The following is a 22,805-nucleotide window of genomic DNA, read 5'->3' on the forward strand; positions in this document are numbered from 1 at the left end:
CTGAAAAAGTGGTCATTGATTGCTAATTCATTACTCCGCTGTCGTGGTGTGGGATGCGTTCATCTCATTCCCCTTATGCCAGTACGGAACGCCAGGCGGCGAATTCGATAACGATGATAAAACCCACCGCCATCCACTCCAGCCGGTGAAGTGGATGACCCGGGGATTTTTTTACAACCTGCGGACGTACAACGTAAAACCATGCCCAGCACAGCCCGGTATAAATTATCAGCCGCCAGAGAAAGAGACCGTACCGGTTGGCACTTAGCCAGTCGCGCACCTTATGCCCATCCGGATCGGCCTCAAACAGCAACGAAGCAACCAAAAAAAGCCCCACGGTTAGCGCGAGGATAACCAGAAAAGTCAGCGCGAAACGGCGAGTACGGCCAAAACGACGCTGAGGGGAGACGGGTGTCGTCATTATTGAGGTCCTGATTTCTGGGTCATGTTATTGAAGCCTTGATCCTGACTTCCGCTGTGCTGCTGCAGTCGGCTATCCTGATTACGTACACCCTGACGCTCAAGGGTTGTGAGCAGGCTGTTATTGCTGATGGACTTCCTCAGTGCCATTTCGTTACTCAGCGCGGCCAGCTCCCGGTCGAGCGCATCAACACGACGGTCGCCCTCGGCCAGCGCTTCCGGCTGGTCGGCCGCATTGGGTTCAGACTGGCCTGTTGTCAGCATGCGTCGCATAGTCAGCGCCTGCTCCACGGTGTCCGACATGGCCAGTTCACCGGCGAGGCGCTGTACCAGTGCACCGCTGTCGGGGTCATCCTTCAGTGACTGGATCACGCCGCGGGTCACAACCAGGCTGCCCGTTTTCAGCTTGGCCAGATTATCGGTGGTCGGCGCTTCAGAACCCCCGACCAGTTTGGTTAACTGCTCGAGGTTTTCCTTCGTCGTATCTTCGAGTATCGGTGAAAAACCGGTGCCGGCGACCGTGCTGCCGGCGGCATTTTCATCCCCGCCGCCGCCGCACTCGCTGGCATCACGACAAGTTCGGATCGACCTGTCACCCAGTACTTTCACCACGGCGGTCGCTGCGGCCTCGGAGTTCGGATAACGCTGGCACACGGAACCGTTACAGCTGGAAGCGCCAACGCTGCCATTGCTGGTCACCGGCAGGTTGTTCATCATGTTGTAGCCGGCCTTGGCCAGGTCATGCGTCGGTTTGATTGCCGGCTGACCTTTTCCGCCGCGTTTCTGGCCACCGATCCACGTCGCCCCTTCCTCACCCGTCGCCTTCTGCAGCTTCTGGTCGCTGCTGACGGCATCGCCGTCGCTGGAGGCGACAATGTCCTTGTATTCCTCGGTGACGGCCGCCTGCGTCCATTTATTTCCCATGGTGTAGTCGGCCATTTTATTGGCCATGTTCTGACAGTTAAGCTTGGCTTTATCGAAGCTGAGTCCGGCCTGCAGCACGCCGTTGGTCAGCATTTCGTACAGCCCGGGATTGGCGCGCTGGATAACCATCGCCGGCATACTCGAGACCGCACCGGTAGCGCCCTGAATAACGGTACCCATCAGATCCTTAAAGCCGCTGGTCACACCGTTGAGCTGGTTGCCGACCGTCGTTTTCAGGTCAAAATTACCGCACATCAGGTCGCTGCTCATACCTGCGTTCATGCCTAAACGCGTCATGCTGTTGCGTGACGCGGGCGGCGAGATGACCGAGCCGCCGCCAATGGAGTAAAACAGACCATCGCTGATGGCTCCGTTGGCAGAAGCACCGCTGGAAGAGGCGGTGACCGCAGCATCCGCATACGTCGTGCCACCGATTAACATCACCAGCAGCATCAAAGGAAGAGCGAAATTACTTTTTGTTGGCATTGTCATAATGTGAGTCTCACGAAAAATCGGTGCTGGAAAGGAAAGTCTGCCCGCGTCGCTTGCAGCAGCTGTAGGGTTGCCAGAGCGCCCAGGCATAATTACCGTCCTCAGTGACCGTCGCGTCGCTGTCGGGGAAGACAGCGCAGGTGGTGGAGAGCGTCGGAGAAAGACGCTGCCACTTATGGTTTTGCGTGCCGGTATTCTCTTTCACCGGCGCAGGCGGCCAGTAGCCAGGAGAGCGCTGCCCCACCAGTGGCTGATAGACGTGCAACTGGCCGGTGCGGGTGATGACGTCGGCCACGCGCTGGGCGACGACGGCAGCGGACTTATAACCATCCTCCTGGGTGACAAAGCCGCTGCGCGGATAGATGTTTCCCCACATGTTGCCCCCGGCCTGACTGCCCAGTTCACGCTGGCCGGGGACAAGGGCCTCCGGATACAGGCCTTCGGGGAGGCCGCTTCGCCAAACCAGCGCATCGAGCGAACTGACGAAGTAGGGAACAAAAGGCATGGCGGCGGACTTGCAGGAGTACCCTGGTATCTGTCCCCCGATAAGGGTGGTGGCCGGATGCCCATAGGCGTCGGCATAGCGAAAATGCAGGTTTTGTTTACGCATCCCCGGGGCTTTCATTTCCTGCTGTCCCCCGCCGGCGCTGACGCCGCTGAGTGCGCCCATCAAGCCATTCTCCCCGAGGCCTGCAGCATCACTGACGGTGGACATTTCCGTCCAGGGATTGTCTCCCGGGCCGGAATACGCAGACACCACGACCTCCGGAATAAAATGTTCAACCTTGACGGACGTTTTGACCGAGCAACCCAAAGGCGTACACAGCAACCAGTAGCAGATGCCTTTCACCTTCCAACTGATACAAGAGATGCTGGCCGCACTAGATATCAGACTGGCCGTGTTGACGCTGGCCATGCACAGGCCACTGCCGGTCAACAACGTGGCCAAAAGTAGCCGCCGGGAACGTCGGGAAGTGAGCGTCATTGGTTTGCCCCCTTCAACGTTGCCATATACTCCATGGCCATGCTGACGTCAGTGGTCCCGTAGACCACCCATTTATCGTCAAATACGACCGCCGGATATTTGGTCAGGCCCAGAGACCAGGCCTTCATCAGTCCCTGGTAGGCACCGGCCAGTTGCTGCTGTTGTGCGATAAATTCCGGGTGACTCAGAACGTCACGGGCCTGCCTTTCGGCCAGGGCCGCATTTGCCGGCAGGGTGCCGAATATGCTCGCCTGCAATCGCTCAGGCGCATCGAGGTAAACGACTGGGATATCGGGATGATTCACGGAAACAGGATGGGTGCTGTCGGTATAGATGACGGTGCCGGCACAGGCACTTGCAGACAGCCACAGTGCCGGCAGAAAGACAATCAGTCTTTTCATGGTGAACACTCCTTAAGCGGATAACCCGCCTAAAGTGCGTTGATACGGTATTCACTGTCAGCAAACAACTCTACATCTGACCGCGAAAATTTAATTTCCCTGTTCGCGCCCGCTGCCTGTACAGAACACAATCCTGGAAATGACGACCGCATTCGGTGCCTCAAAAGGGTAAGTAGTTCGTTTTATTTCTCAGGTAAATGCTTTGCGGATCCCCCCATAGTCAGCAGGTAGGGGAACGGCAGAGACTCACCAGCAATATTCGAATCAGGCAGGCATAACAATGAAAAGTATCCGTATATAAAAGATCATATCCGATGACATACGGCTTGTGACAGCAAGAGCGTGGTTACGAGGGTTTGGTTTCCAATACGAGGCATTGAAGTGATGTAGGCGAAGGAATGGTATTGAGCAATAACGCATATTCCCTAAAAATACGCACCAGTTCATCCACATCGCCACTCGCCATTAAAGGCAGAGGTTGCCGGAGCGACCCTTCATTATCAAAACTGGCGTGTAATGCGTTTTTCTCGGTATACAGCACGGAGCGCCCTGCCGGTAACCCGGCCTTCTCCGGCTGTTGCCATTCTCTGGCAGAGAGAAGCTGGTTCTGCCAGCCCCGCTCTTTTAGCGTTTCAATCGCGTAGGTCAGTCTGAACAGGTCTGTTTGTTCTTCGATGACGCTGGTACAAGACCGATACAAATATTCGACGTGCTTTCGCAGGTTGGCATCCGTCCCCCGTCTGCGGCCTCGTTCCAGCAGTAGAGTAAGAGGCAGGGCGTAGTCGAACTATTTCCCGGCCTCTCCTCTCCGAACCGGACTTGCACCTCTCAATGCATCCGGCTCTCCATTTAAACGCTGGCTAATGCCATTGCCACATCTCTATAGCGTGAGGTCAGCGTGTTTCTGGGCTCTGTTCTTAGGTAGGGATTACCCTCGGGCAGACGCCAACGGAATTGCTTCTTGCCTTGTCCTACTAACCGATACAGTATTTCACCGCATAATTTGCCATTATTGGCCTTGCCAAACAAAACCCAGGTTTTGCTTTGACCTGGCTGTGGTGCCTTGCACCATCGGCGCATCAGAGGCTTAATACGGGAGCGGTATTTGTGGGTCAACCAATGAGCCAGTTTCCAGAACACCACCTGGTCGATATGACTGAAAATTTTGACTTTGAAGTCAACGAATTGATAGAAAGTCGCCCAGCCTTTCAGTTTCCGGTTGAGTAATTCAACCATACCGATTTTACTCTCACTGTAGTTACCTGATAAGAGTACCGTCAGTGATGCGGCGAAGTTTCTGGCTTTGACTTTTGGGATTGTCGTTACCACACGCATATCGCCGAAGCGACTTCGCCTGCGGATGATCCGATGCCCCAGAAAAACAAATCCGTCATTTACATGGGTGATTTTGGTCTTTTCCATGTTTAACCGAAGTTTCAGGTTATCTTCGAGCACACAACGGCATTCTTCTCGAATGGCTTGCGCATGTGCTTTGGTGCCTTTAACGATGATAACAAAATCATCGGCGTATCGGCAGTAAGCTACCGCTGGCTTCCATTGCCTGTTTTCTCTGATCGCTTTAGGTCGACCCATCTGGATACTGTGGTTCCAGTGCAGACGCTTTCTCCGAACTTTCGGGCTCAGGTAGTGCTCATGCAGGTACTGATCGAATTCATTGAGCATGATGTTCGACAGCAGAGGTGATATAACCCCACCCTGAGGTACTCCTTCACTGGCAGCTCGGAAAAGCCCTGCATCCACATGCCCCGCCTTGATTACTTTCCACAGCAGTTCCATGAAACGGAGGTCTCTGATCCTACCGCGGACAGCTTTCATTAGCAGGTGATGATGCACTGTATCGAAGTAACTGGACAGGTCGCCCTCAATAACCCATTGCCCCTGCGTTACCGTATTGTCTGCGAGTTGTATTCTCACCGTGCGAATAGCATGGTGGACACTGCGTTCTGGCCGAAAACCATATGAGAGCGTGTGAAAATGACTCTCCCAGATAGGTTCCATTGCCATCAACATGGCTCGTTGAACAATACGATCTCTCAGGGTAGGGATACCGAGCGGTCGCTGTTTGCCGTTGGCCTTGGGGATATAGACCCGTCTGGCCGGCAGCGGTTGATAGTTACCCGAGAGAAGTTCTTCCCTGAGCATGCGCAATTCATCCGCCAGTCTGGCTTGCAATATGAGCTTGTTCACTCCATCGACACCGGGCGTATGAGCGCCCTTTGCGGACAGAGTGATCCGCGCCGCTTCTGCCAGCCAGTCAGGATGCGTTATCAGGCGCAGCAACCGATCGATACGTAGATGCGGTTTCGTTGCTGTCCATATGGCTAACTTGCGTTGCATTTCGCTGATTATCAAAGGTCTTCACCTCGTTAGGTCAGTTAGTTTGCTTGGCAAACACATTTAAACTGCTTCCCTTCGCCATGTAATGGGCTTTCCCCATCTCGGACTACTACGGAAGCTCCGCCAGCCAATGCGTCATCGGAGCCATGCCCCCTTAACATCCGTCATTGACCTTCCCCGGTTTACCTATCTGGACTCAAACATATTGAGGAGGTTGCCCATCGCACTCTTTATCCTTGCTTGCCGCAAGTTGTCAGAAGTCAGCAGTCCGAACTGTGGTAAAGGCTGCTGTCCCAGTGTTCTATATGGCTGTTAGAACACCTTCGTTAGGCAGTTGTGTGCTGCCGGTGCCCTCTGAACGGCTTATCAGATCACGTAAGCCGTGGTGACATTTCAACCCTCAGAGGCGGATTAATGGGTTCATGTTCTTCAACCTTTCAACACTCAGCCTTGAGGATCGTATTGGCTTAGTGATCTCGCCTCAATCCCCGTTGTCAGCGGGTTACATCACCCTGCGGGCATGCCACAGGTCACTGCCGCTCAGGCTCATCATCGTCACAGCCGATGGGGTGTCTCGGTTCCTCATCATGAGTCCCCGATACCACATTCCAGATAGACTCGTGGTTCATATAAGCATCCATGCTCGCCCTGAACTCCGGGCACACACCACACAATGTCCTGTGACACGATTTTAGGAAAACGTTTTTGCTTCTGAGCCTGTGCCAGCCACCGCAGGATAAATAAGTTTTCAGCATAAGAGGAATTGATGCTCCCATCCTGGCGTGCGATATGCAAAGCGGCCAGAGCGCAAAAAGCAAGATGGCCCAAGGCATCGGTAACGGTCTGAGCTGCGGGGGAGTCTGTCAATGTGTGAGGTGTAATCGGTGTCATGTAATGCACATTATCTCAATTCATATCAAACCATGTTAGCGTTTTTCTTGCTACCTGACACCTGAAATGAGACTGAGGACATGGCTGCGTGACACAGTCCCTGCCCGCATCTGGCAAATACAACTTTAGAGTTCATCAATAAATTTCATTTAAGTGGCGAAGTAAATTGTGCTGTTGAAATCGATCAATATCTTTTCGCATTCTCAATAATGCGCCGCCTCACATTTTTTTGATAAAAGTAAAAACCTGATCCTTCGTACTATTGATTGTGTTTTGTACGATTGAGGTCTTAAGTCAAATTGATCATTTACCGCACACCCCTATCCCATAAGGCCTGTAGGGGTTATTGCGAGAAAATTCTTATAAATCATATTGATGATCTATTTTTGTTAAATTCATGACTTGTAAATTTATGTTACATATTTTCATTTCCAATGACCCGCCTAACGTTTCTACACTCCGCCTATAGGGTCTTATCCGAAATTATTCAATTTCAGAAGAATGCCTAAAATCACGTGTCATGCTCGCTGGTGAATGGGTTGTTTCCGCTTAAAGCTCCGGATTTGTTTGCGTCGACGGATGACGTGAGTGGGGAGGTGGTTCTGGCAGGGTTAGCCATTCTTATTAATTTCTCAGTGGCATTGACCGTTTCTATCACTTCATAGAACAGGGACAGCCATGTCTAACTCCTATCAGTCTGAGATCCCCAAAGCGCGCGTCAACATAAAATTGGATTTACACACGGGAGGAAGTCAAAAGAAAGTCGAATTACCCCTCAAGCTGGTCGTTGTGGGTGATTACAGTAATGGCGCTGAACAGCGTGCTGTTTCTGAGCGTGAAAAGGTCAACATTAATAAAAATAATTTCGACAGCGTGTTAGCCGACTTCTCTCCTTCTGTAAATCTCTGCGTTGAAAATACCCTGGCCGGTGACGGCAGCGAAGAAAACGTCAGCCTTTCCTTCGCTCAGATGAAAGACTTCGAGCCTGAACAGGTTGCCCGTCAGATCCCTCAGCTAAAAGCCATGCTGGCCATGCGTAATCTCCTCCGCGACCTCAAAGCCAACCTGCTGGACAACCAGGCCTTCCGTAAAGAGCTGGAGAAAATTCTGGTTGACCCCGCGCTCAGCGCCGAACTGCGCAGCGAACTTTCTGCTCTGGCACCGAAACAGCCATAACGGTCGCGATGACTTAACGGATTAATTAAGGAATGCTGATGTCTGTAAAAAATGAAAACGCTGCAGCTGGCGGTGAGAGTATGGTACTGGAACGTCCGGAAGCGGGCGGTGTGTATGTGTCTCTGTTTGAAAAAATCAACCTGAACCCGGTGTCAGAGCTGAGCGCACTGGATAACTGGCAAGACAGCCAGGCGATGTCTGATGCGACAGCCGATGAGCGTCTGACTGCCGGGATGCAGGTATTCCTAGAGTGCCTGAGCAAAGCGGGTTCGAAGGTTGAAAAGCTGGACAAAACGCTGATTGACCATCATATCGCGGCTCTGGATTTTCAGATTAGCCGTCAACTGGATGCAGTCATGCACCATGAGGCTTTCCAGCGTACAGAATCTTTATGGCGCGGGGCTAAATCCCTGGTCGATAAAACCGATTTCCGTCAGAACGTCAAAATCGAATTACTTGATCTGTCAAAAGACGATTTGCGTCAGGATTTTGAGGACGCGCCGGAAATTATTCAGAGCGGGCTGTATAAACATACATATATTGATGAATACGACACCCCGGGCGGAGAGCCGATTGGTGCGCTGATTTCTGCGTATGAATTCGATGCTTCCGCGCAGGATGTGGCGCTGTTGCGTAATATATCAAAAGTCTCAGCCGCTGCCCATATGCCATTTATCGGTGCTGCGGGTCCGAAATTCTTCCTGAAAGATTCTATGGAAGAAGTCGCCGCCATTAAAGATATCGGCAACTACTTTGATCGTGCCGAATACATCAAGTGGAAATCCTTCCGCGAAACAGATGATTCCCGCTACATCGGTCTGGTGATGCCACGTGTGCTGGGCCGCCTGCCATATGGCCCGGATACCGTGCCGGTGCGCAGCTTCAACTATGTCGAAGAAGTAAAAGGCCCTGATCACGACAAATACCTGTGGACCAACGCATCTTTTGCCTTTGCGGCCAACATGGTGCGCAGCTTTATCAACAACGGCTGGTGCGTACAAATCCGTGGCCCGCAGGCCGGTGGTGCAGTGAAAGACCTGCCTATCCACTTGTATGACCTGGGTACCGGCAATCAGGTGAAAATCCCGAGTGAGGTGATGATCCCCGAAACCCGCGAGTTTGAATTCGCTAACCTCGGCTTCATTCCGCTGTCGTATTATAAAAACCGCGACTACTCCTGTTTCTTCTCGGCTAACTCCGCGCAGAAACCGGTGCTGTATGACACCGCCGATGCCACGGCCAATAGCCGCATCAATTCGCGTCTGCCGTACATCTTCCTGTTGTCACGTATTGCGCACTACCTGAAGCTTATTCAGCGTGAAAACATCGGTACGACCAAAGACCGTCGCCTGCTGGAGTTGGAGCTCAACACCTGGGTACGCAGCCTGGTCACCGAAATGACCGATCCGGGCGACGATCTGCAGGCCTCTCACCCGCTGCGCGATGCGAAAGTGACCGTGGAAGATATTGAAGACAACCCGGGCTTCTTCCGCGTGAAACTCTACGCCGTGCCGCATTTCCAGGTTGAAGGCATGGACGTGAATCTGTCACTGGTTTCCCAGATGCCAAAAGCCAAATCATAAGGCAAGGGGTTATCAGGGATGAAAATTTATCGCCCGCTTTGGGAAGACGGGGCCGCACTGGCCCCGCAACAGTTTCAGCAACAGGCCAGCTGGAACGCGCATATTGCCGACACCGTCGCACAAATGGGGATTGCACACCCCTGGGGCGTGGTGGCGGCAGAGTTTGATGATGCAGCACTGGCGTTGTCGCGTCTGAATGCTATCCGGATGATCGTGCGTTTTCAGGACGGTACCGTGGTAGATTCGAGCCTTGCGGATAATCTTCCGCCCGTCTGTGACCTCTCATCAGCCTCTGGCAGTGATGCCGTTGACGTGGTGGTGGCGCTGCCGCTGATGAACGCTAACGGGGGAAATCTGGACAATGGTCTGGACAGCGACCGTCCGCGTCGCTGGAAAGCAGAACGTGTCGTTGTACAGGAGCTGGCAGGCCATGAAAGTGGCGAACTGGCGATCCTGCGAAACGCCATCACGTTGAGGCTATCGAGTCAGGAAAATACAGCGTATTTAACCTGCCCGGTTGCCCGTCTGGTCCGCAATGCTCAGGGGCTGTGGAGCCGCGACCCGGCATTCATTCCACCGCTCCTTTCTTTATCTGCCAGCCCGCGGCTGGTCGCTGAACTGGGCGATTTGCTCGTGCGCCTGCAGGCGCGCCGCCGCCGTCTGATGGCCATGCGCCGTGAGAGCAATGAGCGGATGGCCGATTTTGCGGTGGCCGACGTGTCGCTGTTCTGGCTGCTTAACGCCCTTAACAGCGCCGAACCGGTACTGGCGGAGCTGCTGCAGACGCCGTCGCGCCACCCGGAACTGTTATACCGGGAGCTGACGCGCCTTGCCGGCAGCTTGCTGACGTTTTCGCTGGAACACGATGCCGGGGATGTTCCGGCGTACCAGCACGAGGCGCCCGAACAGGTGTTCCCGCCCCTGCTTACCCTACTGGACAAACTGCTGGAAGCCAGCCTGCCGTCGAGGGTGGTCAGCATTGGGCTTGAACATCACGACCAAATCTGGAAAGGCTCCCTGCATGATGCGCGCCTGCGCGAAGGCGCGGATTTCTATCTCTCCGTGCGTTCCTCCATGCCAAATCACGAGCTGCAGGTCAAATTCCCGATGCTGTGTAAGGCCGGCAGTCTCGATGATGTCTCGGATGTGGTGAATGCGGCCCTGAGCGGCATGGTCATCACTCCCCTTACCCACGTTCCCGCCGCCATCCCGTTACGTCTGGAAAATCAGTACTTCTCGCTGGACCTGAATACACAAGCCGCTCGGGCGATGCTGGAAGCCGGGAGCTGTACCTTCTACACCCCAGGCTCTCTGGGGGATGTGAACCTCGAACTCTTTGCGGTGCTGCGGTCATGAATAAATCCAGTCTGAGCCAAATTGAACGTATTTTCTATCCCGGCTGGTTGCTGACCAGTCAGTTGCGCGGTGGGCAGGAAGTCCACGAAGGTGAAAAGTTGTATCGCCGTGCCTGCCGTCTGGTGCAGGACGCACGCACTGCACTGACAGAGGCCGGATACAGTGACATCAACCGTGATCACATGGTGTATGCCCTGTGCGCGCTGCTCGATGAGAGTGTGCTTAACCGCGGGACCCCGGATGACGGCTATCTGGCCTGGCGTCGTGACCCTCTGCAGGCGCATTTCTTTAGCACGCTCAATGCCGGGGAAGAACTCTGGGAACGTATCCGCCACCTCCTCAAAGAAACCGCGCCGGACACGGCGGTGCTGACCTGCCTGTACCGCACGCTTCAGTTGGGCTTTGTCGGGCAGTACCGTGCTCAGGACGATGAACGCCGTGAAGATGTGGTCAGAGCGCTCGGCGAACGGGTACCGCCCTTTACGCTGACACAGGATGCACCGATTGTGGTCCGGGCCTCCCGGCTGCGCAGCGGCCGCCGCGGATACTGGTTGTTCTGGGTCGTCGGGGCAGTGGTACTGGCTGCACTCTGGTTTTTCCTCTCGTCTTCTCTCACCGAACTGGTGAGCCAGACCGTCAGGCCGGGGTAAGCGATGCGCGATGTTTACCGGAATCTGTTAACGGTGCTGGGTGCCGTTCTGTCGTTGTGGCTTATCCTGGGGTTCTGGCCGCTGTCCGTTGGAAGCCGTGTTGCACTGAGTCTGCTGGTGATTCTGGTGTGCGCCGTCGTGCTCTGGCGTCAGTGGCAGGTATCTCAGGCACGCGCTGAAGCCGTCAGGGAAATAAGAGATGAAAACCTGCCTCCGGAAGATTTTCAGGGGGCCGTCATTCTGGCCTGTGGCGACAGTGCCGCGCTCTTTGCACCCGGGACCTGCCACCGCGAAACGCGGCAGGGCTGGTACCTGTGGGTCCAGGATGCGCAGCGGCTCCCTTTGCTGGTACAGCACTTGAGCCAGGTACGCCCGGCGCTGATTTCACAGGTCTCTGTATTGCTGGCAGTACTGCCTGAGCATCATACCTCTATTGATGATTTTACCCAGACCCTGCGGGGCTGGCAACGTGCCGTGGTGCAGTGTCGCTCTGCCCTTGGCAGTATTCCCCCGCTGTGGACCGTCACCTGGGTATCGCCCCCGGCGGCGGCCTGTGCCGATGCGGTTTGGTTTACCACCACCTGTCGGCGGGAAGGTATCCAGGTCCATCAGCCCGGGCAAGGCAATCTCCGGCTGGACGAATGGGCCCGTGAAAACGATGCCGCCGGGCATTTGTCCCGTCTGAGTCAGGGACTGTGGCTGGACAGCCTGCTCTGCTGGCAGGCTTGCGCTGTCGACGGTCAGCTATCTGCCCGTCAGGGTGAACTGCCCGCCATGACGCTCTGTGCTCAGGGGATTTGCATGGTGCCGGTAAAGGGGGTGAGCAACAATCTCTGGCAACAACATATTGCCGCCGTGACGGGGCTGCCTCCCGACCGTGCGGACTCAGAAGCGCTTTTGCCGCTGCCTGAACTACTGTTACCTGCGCTGCCGCGCCGTCGGGGCGTGAGCCATCGGATGGTGTTCTGGCGTTATGCCGGCTTGATGGGGGGAATTTTCCTTGCCCTGGCCATGCTGGCGTCCTGGGTGAATAACCAGTGCCTTATCCGCAATGTCGGCGATCATCTCGCCCAGTATCACCCCCTTTCCGGTCAGCCGGTTGCGCCAAAACTGCGTGCACAGCAGCGTCTGCGCGCCGACGCTGCACTACTGGATGGCTGGCAGCGCCGCGGCGAACCGCTGCGCTACCGGCTTGGGTTGTATCAGGGGCTGCGTCTGGTTCCGCCCGTTGAAACCGCCATCAATGACTGGGCACCGCCTCCTCCCCCGCCGCTGGTGATCAATAACATCATCCAGGGACCAAAGACCCTCCGTCTCGACAGCATGTCGTTGTTCGATTCCGGTAAATCGGCACTGAAAGCTGGCTCAACCAAAATGCTCATCAACTCGCTGGTCGGCATTAAAGCAAAGCCGGGCTGGCTGATTGTGGTCGCTGGCCACACCGATAACACCGGTAACCCCGGACTTAACCAGCGGCTTTCCCGTGAGCGTGCCGAAGCGGTACGTGACTGGATGCGCGACACCGGTGACGTGCCGGAAAGCTGTTTTGCCGTGCAGGGCTATGGTGAAAACCGCCCGATCGCAACCAATGACACCCCGGACGGGCGAGCGCTCAACCGGCGTGTCGAAATCAGTCTGGTACCGCAGGCAGATGCCTGTCAGATACCCGATACAAAACCAGCGTCACCGGATGAACGTGACGTTTCAACTCAAGAAATGGAGAAATAAATCATGGCAATTCCTGTTTATCTTTGGCTGAAAGACGACGGCGGCGCGGACATTAAAGGGTCTGTTGACGTTAAAGACCGCGAAGGCAGCATCGAAGTGGTGGCTCAGGAACACAACGTCTATATTCCGACCGACAACAACACCGGCAAGCTGACCGGCACCCGTATCCACACGCCGTTCCTGTTCACCAAGGAAATCGACTCCTCCAGTCCGTACCTGTACAAGGCGGTGACCACCGGTCAGACCCTGAAGTCTGCAGAATTCAAGTGGTACAAAATTAACGATGCAGGTCAGGAAGTGGAGTATTTCAACACCAAACTGGAAAACGTAAAGGTGGTGAAGGTCAATCCGGTAATGCATGACGTGAAAGACCCGGCTTACGAGAAACACAACCATCTTGAGCAGCTTGAGCTGCGCTACGAAAAAATCACCTGGACCTACAAAGACGGCAACATCATTCATTCCGATTCCTGGAACGAACGCGCCACGGCGTAAGCCTGATGCGGGCAGGTTTTTCTGTCCGCAATTTTTTTGCTGAACGTCTGCTGTGCGGGCTTTCAGCAAAAAATACATCACTCCATGCCCCCGACCTAATGCGCTTTGGGTTCCTGATAGTCAGGGAATAGCGATGGGCGGTAGCGTGCCTGGAAAGACAAAAGAGAGAGTTATGGAAAATTCAGCCGCCCTGTTACGTCGTCTTAATCCTTACTGTGCCCGTGCGTTAGACGGTGCAGCCAGCCTGTGCCAGACCCGCGCCCACGTTGAAATTTTACCCGAGCACTGGTTGCTGAAACTGCTGGAGCAAGGCGAAGGTGACCTGACGGTGTTAGCACGCCGTTATGAGTGGGACATGGATGCGCTGTGGCAAGACTTACTCGGCTGGCTGGACAACCTGCCGCGCTCAGTGCGTGGGCGGCCACAACTGTCAGACACGCTTCATGCGTTACTGAAGCAAGCGTGGATGGTTGCCTCACTCGAAGGCTGTGAACACATCCGCAGTGCACACCTGCTGGCAGCGATGATTGAAATGCCAAAAATGCTGCGCTGTGACGGTGTCTGGCCGCTGCTGACCTTGGGGCAGAGCCAGCTTGAGCGTCTGCGGCCGCTGCTTGATGCGCAATCGGATGAACGTCCGAAGGTGCAGCAGGAGGAAGAGCTGGCACCGAAGCGTAGTGGCGAGGTTGAATTCGTCGGACGTCCGGTCGGGGCAGACATAAAAGAAGGTGAGCTTTCCCCGGCCCTGCAGAACGCACTGGATAAATTCACGCTTGATGTCACCGCCAAAGCGAAAGCGGGCAGTATCGACCCGGTATTCGGGCGTGATACCGAAATACGCCAGATGGTGGATATTCTTTCCCGCCGTCGTAAAAACAATCCGATCCTGGTCGGTGAGCCCGGTGTGGGAAAAACCGCTCTGGTGGAAGGCCTGGCGCTACGTATCAGCGAAGGTAACGTGCCTGAAAGCCTGAAAACCGTCAGTTTACGCACTCTCGACCTCGGCCTGCTGCAGGCAGGTGCCGGCGTGAAGGGAGAATTTGAACAGCGTCTCAAAAATGTGATTGAGGCGGTGCAGCAGTCACCTACCCCCGTTCTGCTGTTTATCGACGAAGCCCACACCATTATCGGGGCTGGCAATCAGGCCGGCGGCGCGGATGCAGCCAACCTGCTGAAACCGGCGCTGGCCCGTGGTGAACTGCGCACCATTGCGGCCACCACCTGGTCTGAATACAAACAGTATTTTGAACGTGATGCCGCGCTGGAGCGTCGTTTTCAGATGGTGAAAGTGGATGAACCGGACGACGACACCGCTTGCCTGATGCTACGCGGCCTCAAATCTCGCTATGCCGAGCACCATGGCGTACATATCACCGACGATGCCGTGCGCGCCGCAGTCACGTTGTCCCGCCGCTACCTCACAGGCCGTCAACTGCCGGACAAAGCGGTTGACCTGCTCGATACCGCCGCCGCCCGCGTGCGCATGAGCCTCGACACCGTGCCTGAAATCATTGCCCACCTCAACGCGCAACAGACCGCGCTGCGGCTTGAAGAACAGGCGCTGCTGGAAGACATCGCCGTCGGTGGAAACGCGCACGGCGAACGGTTGGCTGCTATTGAAAAACTGCGCCTCGTGCTGGATGCGGATATCGAGACACAGCAACAGCGTTTCGCGCAAGAAAGATCGCTGGCAGAACAGCTGATGACCTGCCGTCAGGACATCAGCCGGCAGGAAGAAATTCACAGCCTGCAACAGCAGCTGAGCCAGCTGCAACAGGACACCGCATTAATTCAGATTGATGTCGATACCCGCAACGTCGCCAACGTGATTGCCGACTGGACCGGCGTGCCGTTGTCATCATTAATGAAAGACGAGCAGACCGACCTGCTGACGCTTGAAAACCAGCTTGAAAAACGCGTGGTCGGGCAAAGCGCGTCTCTGAATGCCCTTGCCCAGCGTCTGCGCGCCGCGAAAACCGGTCTGACCTCGGAGAACGGCCCACAGGGCGTGTTTCTGCTGGTTGGGCCGAGCGGCGTCGGGAAAACCGAGACCGCGCTGGCGTTAAGCGACGTGCTGTACGGCGGTGAAAAATCACTGATCACCATCAACCTCTCCGAGTACCAGGAGCCGCACACCGTCTCGCAGCTAAAAGGTTCGCCGCCGGGCTACGTCGGTTACGGCCAGGGCGGCATTCTGACCGAGGCGGTGCGCAAACGCCCGTACAGCGTGGTGCTGCTCGATGAAGTGGAAAAAGCACACCGGGATGTGATGAATCTGTTCTATCAGGTCTTTGACCGGGGCTTTATGCGTGATGGCGAAGGGCGAGAAATTGATTTTCGCAACACCGTCATTCTGATGACCGCCAACCTCGGTAGCGACTCCCTCATGCAGCTGCTGGATGAACAGCCAGATGCCACCGAAGGGGATTTGCACGAACTGCTGCGCCCGATTTTGCGTGACCACTTCCAGCCCGCGCTGCTGGCTCGCTTCCAGACGGTGATTTACCGACCGCTGAGCGAGCCGGCGATGCGCACCATTGTTGAAATGAAGCTCGGCCAGGTCAGTCAGCGCCTGTACCGCCATTATGGCCTCACGACCCATATTGATGAAAACCTGTCTGATGCACTGACCGCCGCCTGCCTGCTGCCGGATACCGGTGCGCGTAATGTCGACAGCCTGCTTAATCAGCAAATTTTGCCTGTGCTGAGTCAGCAACTCCTCGCCCATATGGCGGCAAAACAAAAACCGGCTTCACTGACCCTGGGGTGGAGTGAGGAAGAGGGGATTGTGCTGGCGTTTGATGAGGCGCACGGAGGCTAAGATGCAGATTTGCATGATGGATTACGACAACCTCTCAGCTGATGGCAAAACGGCGTATCTGAAATGCTATGGCATCGGGGCATTTGATGTGCTGTCGGGTATTGAGCGCTATATCAATAACCCCGACTGTGCCGATCATGAGAAAGCGGCCATTCCGCCCGGCACATACTGGGTCACCGACAGGCCTGCCGGTAGCCTCTATAACCGTGTACGCGCAGAAACAATCGACGCCTGGCATGGCTATCGTAATCACCATGCCGACTGGTTTGCGCTGTTCAGCGACAAAACCAAAAAGGACAGTTTGATGGTCAACGGCGTGACCCGCAGTGGATTTCGTCTGCATCCCCTGAACAGTGACGGGACGGGCGTGTCATGGGGTTGTATCACGCTGCGCCGTTACAGCGATTTTCAGCACCTGCGCCGTCTGCTCCTCAAACGTGGCACCTTTCCGGTACCGGGCGGCAATGGCTTGATGGCTTATGCCCGCATTGATGTGCGCGGTGAACCTGACTTCAGCATGTGTGAGGCAGAGCTGAAAGAAAAACGAAAAAAACAGGGAGAGGCTATCCCGGAATGAAAATCCTGCTCGTTATTGTCCTGGCCGTTGTCGGTGCATTTTTCCTTCCGGACGGTCAGCTCACTGATTTTGTGATTAATCACGTGCCGGTCCCGGGTGACGGGGAAGAAGGGATGGATAACCTTGTCATGATTGTTGTCCTGATCAAGGCCCTGCTGTGCGGCCTCGGGGCGTATCTCCTGCTTGCGCTGCTTCACCGGTGGCGAAACCGTCCGAAAAAATAATCCGGCAGGTCATCTTCCCTGCCCTCTGCCGGCGTATGTCGGCCCTGATGGAATAACCGATCACATAATGGAGTCAACGCCATGAGCCTGACTGATACCCTGAAAACGGCGGCTGCGGCCGTGACCGGAAAATCTCTGAACCGCTACCGGCTCGATATCCCGTCCTGTACGTCTGACATTGACGTTGAGGACTTCAGCGGTGCTGAGGCGATGAGTGAGCTTTACAGCTATACCATCAATTTCACCAGTGTTGACGGTGATATTGATGCCCGTCAGGTGCTGAGTAAGCCGGTGACCCTGACGATGGGAACCGGTCATCTTTTTGCGCTCTCTGAGCAGAAAGTGGTGCACGGAGTGGTGACCCACTTCGAACGCACAGGGGGATCGGCTGATCAGGCGCATTACACCCTGGTACTGGAGCCGTTCCTGGCGCTGCTGGGCAATCAATTTCGCACACACCGGTTCTTCGTGGATCAGTCAGTGCCGGACGTGGTGAAGCAGATACTCCAGGAGCATGGACTGAAAGACTGGGAATACGCATTTTCCCTGAAAGCTGACTATCCGAAGCGTGAGCAGATAAACCAGTACCAGGAAAATGACCTCGCGTTTATTGAGCGCCTGCTGTCTGAGGTGGGAATTTATTACTTCTTCACGCTGCAAAAAGACACCCAGACCGAAGTGGTGAATTTTGCGGACACCCAGAGTACCTGGACGTTCGGGAAAACCCTGCCGCTGAACAGCCCGTCAGGGGCGAATGACAACGGCGTCGACTCCGTGTGGGATGTTCATGTCTGGCACAACGTGGTGGAAAGTTCGGTAACCGCCGGCGACTACAACCACCGGCAGGCACAAAAAATCCTGACATCCGCGCAGGCCGATATGACCCGTGGCGACGGGGACGGCGTGACTTACGGGGATGTCTACCACTACCGTCCACGCCATCTGGAAAGCGGGGAGAAGATTAACCCGGCTGCCGAAACCGGCAACTTCTGGGCAAGAATGGAGCATGAACGCTTCCTCTCGACCCAGACCACGGTGACCGGCAGCAGTACCGACTCCACCCTGGGGGTGGCGCAGATACTCGCTATTACGGAAACAGCGTTCCCCCCGACCCTGCCGGCCATCACGGAAAATGGGCTGATTATCGTGCGTGCAGACTACACGGCCAGCCGTAAAAATGCCCTGCAGGTGGGATGGGCGGCAATGCCCTACAGCGAAACCTGCTGCTGGAGACCGCCAGCCAAAAAGCGCCCAGTGGTGAGTGGCACGCTGACGGCACGCGTGACCAGCGCCAAAGACAACGATATTTACGCCTGGCAGGATGAGGCCGGCTTGTACCGTGTGAAATTTGATGCCGACCGTGATGATAAACGTCAGGGTATGGAAAGTATGCCGGTGCGCCTGGCCAAACCCTACGGCGGTGATCAATACGGCATTCACTTTCCGCTGATACAGGGCACAGAGGTGGCCATCGCCTTCCATGAAGGAGACCCGGACCGTCCGTATATAGCCCACGCCCTGCACGATTCCCGCCACGTTGACCACGTCACCGAGAAGAACAGCACGCGTAACGTAGTACGCACTGCTGGTCTGAACAAACTGCGGATGGAAGACAAGCGCGGTGAGGAGCATATCAAGCTCAGTACGGAGTACGGAGGTAAAACGCAGCTGAATTTGGGGCACAATGTTGATGTCTCCCGTGAACTGCGTGGTGAGGGGGCTGAACTGCGGACTGATGATTGGGTGAGTATCCGCGGTGGGAAAGGCGTGTTCATCACTGCAGATAGCCAGCCTTCGGCGGGCGGACAAATGCTGTCCATGCGCGAAGCGGTGGCTCAGCTTGAAAATGCACTGACGATAGCAAAAAGTCTTTCGTCAGCAGCAGAAACTGCACAGGCTTTACCCTCTGATACGGTGAGTCAGGAAAAATTAAATACTGCGCTAAAAGAACTGGCTCAGGCGGGCATGGTACTGAATGCGCCGCAAGGGGTGAGTATCACCAGCCCACAGGCTATCCGTTTGGCTTCGGGCAGTGCCAGCGTAGGTATTATGTCGCAGAAAAATACGGATATCAGTGCGATGAAGCGCTTCACCGTTGCAGCGGGAGAAGCGGTAAGCATGTTGGCCCGTAAGGCGGGTATGAAACTGTTTGCGGCAAAGGGGAAGGTGGAGATACAGGCACAAGATGATGGTCTGGATGCTATCGCAAAGAAAGATGTTACGGTCACCAGTGTGGAAGGCAAGGTTGAAATAACAGCGGCGACAGAACTGGTTGTTAACTGTGGTGGGGCCTATATCAAACTGAGTGGTGGCAATATTGAACTGGGGTGTCCGGGAAACATCCTGCTCAAATGTACCAATGCCCAGAAGATGGGAAGCACAAATTATAGCGCTGGATCTCATGATTTTTCACCAGGATACAGTGAATATTTCGTTGCCCGTGACGATAAGAGCGGAGTTATTAAACCTCATACTCGCTACCGTGTTACCACAGGTAAAGGTGATATTTATTCCGGTATTACCGATGAAAGTGGAAAAACAGCAGAGTTTTTTGCTGCAAAATCAGACTCAATGAAAGTAGAACTGGACTGATTTGTATTCATGGAACTCAGAGTTTCTGATTAACAGGAGTAGATTTAATGAGTGATGCAACAGATATGGTCCACGGCAGCGGAAAAATGAGTATGCAGGCTAAAGGCATTCCTGCAAGCAATCCCTCCGGATCACGAGTTTATTTCCATGCTGATAGCGAAACATTAATAGTTGTTGAAGGTAATGATGTCGAACAGGAAAGTAATCGACTGAACGAGCTGTTAGGTTATCAGGTCGATAGTCAAATCCGCATTGATGAGTTAACAAAAAAGTGCTCGGATCTCGATTGGGGGCAAGTCACGCAACGAAATACGCTTCAGACAGAGTTACAAAAAGAAACCCAGCGACTGAATGAGTTGAATAAGAAACTAAGAGTCGAATTAACTTCTCTTACACCAACGGAAGAACTCCCTAAGGCGACATTACTGGACAGCAAGAGTAAAAATGCAATCGGATTAATGGAGTTAATTGAAGTTCGTGGTGGAGTCAAAGGAACAAGGTTTACTTATGTTCGTTCTGATAAAATTCAGAGTCATTGGCGGCGTTATTCCTTAAATAATAAGCAACAAGAAAGTGGGAAGAAAAGCTTCATTAAGTCAGAAGAATATACTGATGAACAAGGAAAGAAGAAAAGCAGGGAACAAATTGACTTTGATAAGATTAAAAGTCAGATCTCGAAAATAAAGCCCAATATGCTAAAAGGTGAACAGGAAATCATTGAACAGCATATTGGTATTCTCGGTAAGTGGGCTGAGGATATGAATGAGAGTCTCCGGAATTCTCCTTATAAAGGTGATCGTATTGGGTTTGACTCCCAATCCCAACTAATGCGATGGACCTACGGGGCGGGCTTGACTGAAGAACTGGATCCCTTTGAGATAGATTTTCGCAGTAAAAAGAAAAAAATAAAAAATGTAGGCGAATTAAGCGGGAAAGGCAGTGCCTATGCATCGCTGGCTCTGGCAGAATCAAAAAGTAAACTTACACTCTCGCTTCCGGATGCTGAAGGTATCACCATACTCTATCCTCTAAAACCCGAAATCGGTGGTGGGATGGGAGAGCTTGGAACACTGCGTTTTGATTTTGAAGTAGCGCTAACAGGGAGCATCGGAGCAAGTCTGGGAGTTGAATTAGGTGTCTCGACGAAAGCTAACTGGGCTAAAGGCGTGCCTGCAAGTAGCGTATCAACCGTGACACCAGGAAAACAAACTGTTGATATAACGAAGGTTATTGAAGAACCTGAAGCAAAGGGTGAACTCACAGTGTTTGCTGGCGCTCAGGCATCAGTAAACATTTCAGGCGCCATTATGTGGCGAAATCCTGATGAAAAGCAAAAATACACGTCTTTGGCAAAGGTTGCTTTGGGTGCTACAGCTCAATTTGGTGTCGGTTGGAGTGGAACATTTCGTTTTAGCTATGAAAATGGACAGGTACGGGTTCTGGCACGAGGGGGAATGTGCTGGGGTGGTGGTGGAAAAGGGAGTGTCGCTTTTGATGTGGACAGCACCGCGATCCTAACAGACTTTATGCCTTGTCTGACATATATGCTACGCAATGCGGATTATATCAAACTATCAGAGAATGTGATCAGGGATGGGGACTTTTATGCTTTTTGTGCATTGCCATTACTTATCGGCATGTATGGTGTAAATCAGTTAGTTGATAATTTTCAGTATGAAACAACTGAATTGCTGGTGAAGCTTGAAAAAGGTTGGGGTGAGAAGGAACTCCGAGTTGCATTGATGCAACATATTTTAGACACGCAGGGAGCGTGCTTAAAATTCTCACCACCTGAGAGTAAAGGTGCTGCAATTGCATCTTTGATTGAGCGTAATTTTTGGGACGATGTGGCTAGCCCGGCGAGCCATGCTCAAACTGAATGTGAGGGGCAGACAACTTACAGTGCACGTAAACGCGCTGTTTTACTGGCATTGCGCTGGGTGCAGTCAAAGCGTGACTATGAAAATGTAATGCAGCATTTATCCAAGGGTTTTGAAATTTCAGGTTCATGGCAAGGAAATCAGCAGGAAGTTGTCGGTTTTCTGGCACTAGGCGAAAAAATGCGCGCTTATGGGGTTGGGGACATCATTCCTAATGCCTCAACGGTTAACATATTGCCCAGCCATTACGCCGAAAATTTGATGAACATATACAATAGCCTACCTGATTTCGTTGAAGTCAAAGGTAATGAATTACAACCCTTAGTGGAGGTATCTCCTGTATTAATGGAGAGTTGTACTCGGGTTATTGTTAATGGTGTGGAGATTTAAATGTCATGAAAACGAAAAGGGTTGTCATTTGCCTTACATTGCTCAGTTTGCTTGCTACTGGCTGTGACAGTGAAAAAAATAAAGATGATATAAATAAATTAAACCGTGAAATTAATGATTCAATGGTCAAGGTCATCGGTGGTCGTTATCAAATGGGAGATTTTGGAACGTTAATTGATGAGAGATTACCTCTTACACCGGATCTAGACAATAAACACTTACACTGGGTTGAGTTATCTGATTTTAAAATAACTAAGAATCGGATAACGTGGATGCAGTTTAATAAATGGCTGAGTGTTCAAAAAAAAGAAAGTAGTGAATATTACAAGTGGGCCACAGATGAAAAAAGAAGCGCTCGTTTTAAAAAAGAAACTGGCAGCGACTATCCTGCTGTCGCTAAATGGGAAGATGCATCAGATTTTTGCCATTGGGTAGGGACTGTTTCTGGGAAAAACATATCATTACCAACTGAAGCACAATGGGAGTATGCCGCACGTAGTCGTGGTCAGTTCAGGAAATTTGCAAACGAAGATAACATATACAACTTGAGTACCCCAGATAATAAACTCAATTTCACTTTTGATAGAGCCCCTGTTGGCTCTTACCCACCCAACCCATTAGGTTTGTACGACATGATGGGGAATGGTCATGACTGGGTTATTGACTGGTATGCGGAGGATTATTACGAAAGCTCACCAGAAAAAAATCCTCAAGGACCTGTAAATGGTACGGAAAAAGTTGTGAGGGGATATTTAGGTTCAATGTTTGGCCTATATGATGTAACTCGTGGGAGAAATAAACCCGAAACCGAAGCGCCCGGATATGGGTTCCGTTGTGTAGAAAACTCCCCATTCAAATAATA

19 protein-coding genes are annotated in these 22,805 nt (G+C 53.3%); 12 read left to right on the forward strand and 7 right to left on the reverse strand.

The window, feature by feature from the left end:
- Positions 1–73: 73 nt before the first annotated feature.
- The 7 genes from J8X26_RS05555 to J8X26_RS05585 form a co-directional block, all read right to left on the reverse strand.
- Positions 74–421 carry a hypothetical protein gene (locus J8X26_RS05555; protein ID WP_208950349.1) on the reverse strand — a complete coding sequence of 116 codons (348 nt, stop codon included), beginning with the start codon at positions 419–421 and terminating at the stop codon, positions 74–76.
- Complete coding sequence (locus tag J8X26_RS05560) at positions 421–1,785, reverse strand: integrating conjugative element protein (protein WP_374101269.1); 1,365 nt, start codon at positions 1,783–1,785, stop codon at positions 421–423. Before J8X26_RS05560 ends, J8X26_RS05555 begins: the two co-directional genes overlap by 1 nt.
- A 61-nt stretch (positions 1,786–1,846) precedes the next feature.
- Positions 1,847–2,821, reverse strand: coding sequence for a TIGR03756 family integrating conjugative element protein (locus tag J8X26_RS05565; protein ID WP_208950350.1), 975 nt, complete (start codon positions 2,819–2,821; stop codon positions 1,847–1,849).
- Complete coding sequence (locus J8X26_RS05570; RefSeq protein WP_208950351.1) at positions 2,818–3,222, reverse strand: TIGR03757 family integrating conjugative element protein; 405 nt, start codon at positions 3,220–3,222, stop codon at positions 2,818–2,820. The genes J8X26_RS05565 and J8X26_RS05570 overlap by 4 nt, the downstream gene beginning before the upstream one ends.
- Before the next feature lie 346 nt (positions 3,223–3,568).
- Positions 3,569–3,997, reverse strand: coding sequence for a DUF2913 family protein (locus tag J8X26_RS05575; protein ID WP_208950417.1), 429 nt, complete (start codon positions 3,995–3,997; stop codon positions 3,569–3,571).
- A gap of 74 nt (positions 3,998–4,071) precedes the next feature.
- Positions 4,072–5,580 carry a group II intron reverse transcriptase/maturase gene (gene ltrA / locus J8X26_RS05580; RefSeq protein WP_208950418.1) on the reverse strand — a complete coding sequence of 503 codons (1,509 nt, stop codon included), beginning with the start codon at positions 5,578–5,580 and terminating at the stop codon, positions 4,072–4,074.
- 585 nt (positions 5,581–6,165) lie between these two features.
- Positions 6,166–6,471, reverse strand: coding sequence for a DUF2913 family protein (locus tag J8X26_RS05585; RefSeq protein WP_208950352.1), 306 nt, complete (start codon positions 6,469–6,471; stop codon positions 6,166–6,168).
- Between the two features lie 678 nt (positions 6,472–7,149).
- Here J8X26_RS05585 and tssB point away from each other — a divergent pair.
- From tssB to J8X26_RS05645, 12 genes are all read left to right on the forward strand, one after another.
- Positions 7,150–7,647: a type VI secretion system contractile sheath small subunit gene (gene tssB, locus J8X26_RS05590; RefSeq protein WP_208950353.1), complete on the forward strand. Its 498-nt coding sequence runs from the start codon at positions 7,150–7,152 to the stop codon at positions 7,645–7,647.
- A gap of 32 nt (positions 7,648–7,679) precedes the next feature.
- A complete protein-coding gene (tssC, locus tag J8X26_RS05595; RefSeq protein ID WP_208950354.1) occupies positions 7,680–9,230 on the forward strand; it encodes a type VI secretion system contractile sheath large subunit in 1,551 nt (516 codons plus the stop codon).
- Between the two features lie 18 nt (positions 9,231–9,248).
- The gene (gene tssK / locus J8X26_RS05600) at positions 9,249–10,586 is read left to right on the forward strand and encodes a type VI secretion system baseplate subunit TssK (protein WP_208950355.1); all 1,338 of its coding nucleotides are present in this window, start codon (positions 9,249–9,251) and stop codon (positions 10,584–10,586) included.
- Positions 10,583–11,236, forward strand: coding sequence for a type VI secretion system protein TssL, short form (gene tssL / locus J8X26_RS05605; protein WP_208950356.1), 654 nt, complete (start codon positions 10,583–10,585; stop codon positions 11,234–11,236). The genes tssK and tssL overlap by 4 nt, the downstream gene beginning before the upstream one ends.
- A gap of 3 nt (positions 11,237–11,239) precedes the next feature.
- Positions 11,240–12,964 (forward strand): OmpA family protein, encoded by a 1,725-nt coding sequence (locus J8X26_RS05610; RefSeq protein ID WP_208950357.1) that lies wholly within the window; start codon positions 11,240–11,242, stop codon positions 12,962–12,964.
- A gap of 3 nt (positions 12,965–12,967) precedes the next feature.
- Complete coding sequence (gene hcp / locus J8X26_RS05615; protein WP_208950358.1) at positions 12,968–13,459, forward strand: type VI secretion system effector Hcp; 492 nt, start codon at positions 12,968–12,970, stop codon at positions 13,457–13,459.
- 172 nt (positions 13,460–13,631) lie between these two features.
- Positions 13,632–16,280 carry a type VI secretion system ATPase TssH gene (tssH, locus tag J8X26_RS05620; RefSeq protein WP_208950359.1) on the forward strand — a complete coding sequence of 883 codons (2,649 nt, stop codon included), beginning with the start codon at positions 13,632–13,634 and terminating at the stop codon, positions 16,278–16,280.
- A gap of 1 nt (position 16,281) precedes the next feature.
- Positions 16,282–16,857: a DUF2778 domain-containing protein gene (locus J8X26_RS05625; RefSeq protein WP_208950360.1), complete on the forward strand. Its 576-nt coding sequence runs from the start codon at positions 16,282–16,284 to the stop codon at positions 16,855–16,857.
- Complete coding sequence (locus J8X26_RS05630; RefSeq protein WP_208950361.1) at positions 16,854–17,081, forward strand: hypothetical protein; 228 nt, start codon at positions 16,854–16,856, stop codon at positions 17,079–17,081. Before J8X26_RS05625 ends, J8X26_RS05630 begins: the two co-directional genes overlap by 4 nt.
- 81 nt (positions 17,082–17,162) lie before the next feature.
- Positions 17,163–19,673 (forward strand): type VI secretion system Vgr family protein, encoded by a 2,511-nt coding sequence (locus J8X26_RS05635; protein ID WP_208950362.1) that lies wholly within the window; start codon positions 17,163–17,165, stop codon positions 19,671–19,673.
- 47 nt (positions 19,674–19,720) lie between these two features.
- Entirely contained in the window at positions 19,721–21,943 is a 2,223-nt protein-coding gene (locus J8X26_RS05640; protein ID WP_208950363.1) for a hypothetical protein, read from the forward strand.
- 5 nt (positions 21,944–21,948) lie between these two features.
- Positions 21,949–22,803 (forward strand): SUMF1/EgtB/PvdO family nonheme iron enzyme, encoded by an 855-nt coding sequence (locus J8X26_RS05645; RefSeq protein ID WP_208950364.1) that lies wholly within the window; start codon positions 21,949–21,951, stop codon positions 22,801–22,803.
- Positions 22,804–22,805: the final 2 nt, after the last annotated feature.

Source organism: Rahnella sp. ChDrAdgB13, from assembly GCF_017655185.1.
Taxonomy (GTDB): domain Bacteria; phylum Pseudomonadota; class Gammaproteobacteria; order Enterobacterales; family Enterobacteriaceae; genus Rahnella; species Rahnella contaminans.

Bases quoted from the DNA above. Each gene is read 5' to 3' on its own strand.
- J8X26_RS05555 (WP_208950349.1), bottom strand. From the start codon at position 421: ATGACGACACCCGTCTCCCCTCAGCGTCGTTTTGGCCGTACTCGCCGT.
- J8X26_RS05560 (WP_374101269.1), bottom strand. From the start codon at position 1,785: ATGTTAATCGGTGGCACGACGTATGCGGATGCTGCGGTCACCGCCTCT.
- J8X26_RS05565 (WP_208950350.1), bottom strand. From the start codon at position 2,821: ATGACGCTCACTTCCCGACGTTCCCGGCGGCTACTTTTGGCCACGTTG.
- J8X26_RS05570 (WP_208950351.1), bottom strand. From the start codon at position 3,222: ATGAAAAGACTGATTGTCTTTCTGCCGGCACTGTGGCTGTCTGCAAGT.
- ltrA (WP_208950418.1), bottom strand. From the start codon at position 5,580: ATGCAACGCAAGTTAGCCATATGGACAGCAACGAAACCGCATCTACGT.
- J8X26_RS05585 (WP_208950352.1), bottom strand. From the start codon at position 6,471: ATGACACCGATTACACCTCACACATTGACAGACTCCCCCGCAGCTCAG.
- tssB (WP_208950353.1), top strand. From the start codon at position 7,150: ATGTCTAACTCCTATCAGTCTGAGATCCCCAAAGCGCGCGTCAACATA.
- tssC (WP_208950354.1), top strand. From the start codon at position 7,680: ATGCTGATGTCTGTAAAAAATGAAAACGCTGCAGCTGGCGGTGAGAGT.
- tssK (WP_208950355.1), top strand. From the start codon at position 9,249: ATGAAAATTTATCGCCCGCTTTGGGAAGACGGGGCCGCACTGGCCCCG.
- tssL (WP_208950356.1), top strand. From the start codon at position 10,583: ATGAATAAATCCAGTCTGAGCCAAATTGAACGTATTTTCTATCCCGGC.
- J8X26_RS05610 (WP_208950357.1), top strand. From the start codon at position 11,240: ATGCGCGATGTTTACCGGAATCTGTTAACGGTGCTGGGTGCCGTTCTG.
- hcp (WP_208950358.1), top strand. From the start codon at position 12,968: ATGGCAATTCCTGTTTATCTTTGGCTGAAAGACGACGGCGGCGCGGAC.
- tssH (WP_208950359.1), top strand. From the start codon at position 13,632: ATGGAAAATTCAGCCGCCCTGTTACGTCGTCTTAATCCTTACTGTGCC.
- J8X26_RS05625 (WP_208950360.1), top strand. From the start codon at position 16,282: ATGCAGATTTGCATGATGGATTACGACAACCTCTCAGCTGATGGCAAA.
- J8X26_RS05630 (WP_208950361.1), top strand. From the start codon at position 16,854: ATGAAAATCCTGCTCGTTATTGTCCTGGCCGTTGTCGGTGCATTTTTC.
- J8X26_RS05635 (WP_208950362.1), top strand. From the start codon at position 17,163: ATGAGCCTGACTGATACCCTGAAAACGGCGGCTGCGGCCGTGACCGGA.
- J8X26_RS05640 (WP_208950363.1), top strand. From the start codon at position 19,721: ATGAGTGATGCAACAGATATGGTCCACGGCAGCGGAAAAATGAGTATG.
- J8X26_RS05645 (WP_208950364.1), top strand. From the start codon at position 21,949: ATGAAAACGAAAAGGGTTGTCATTTGCCTTACATTGCTCAGTTTGCTT.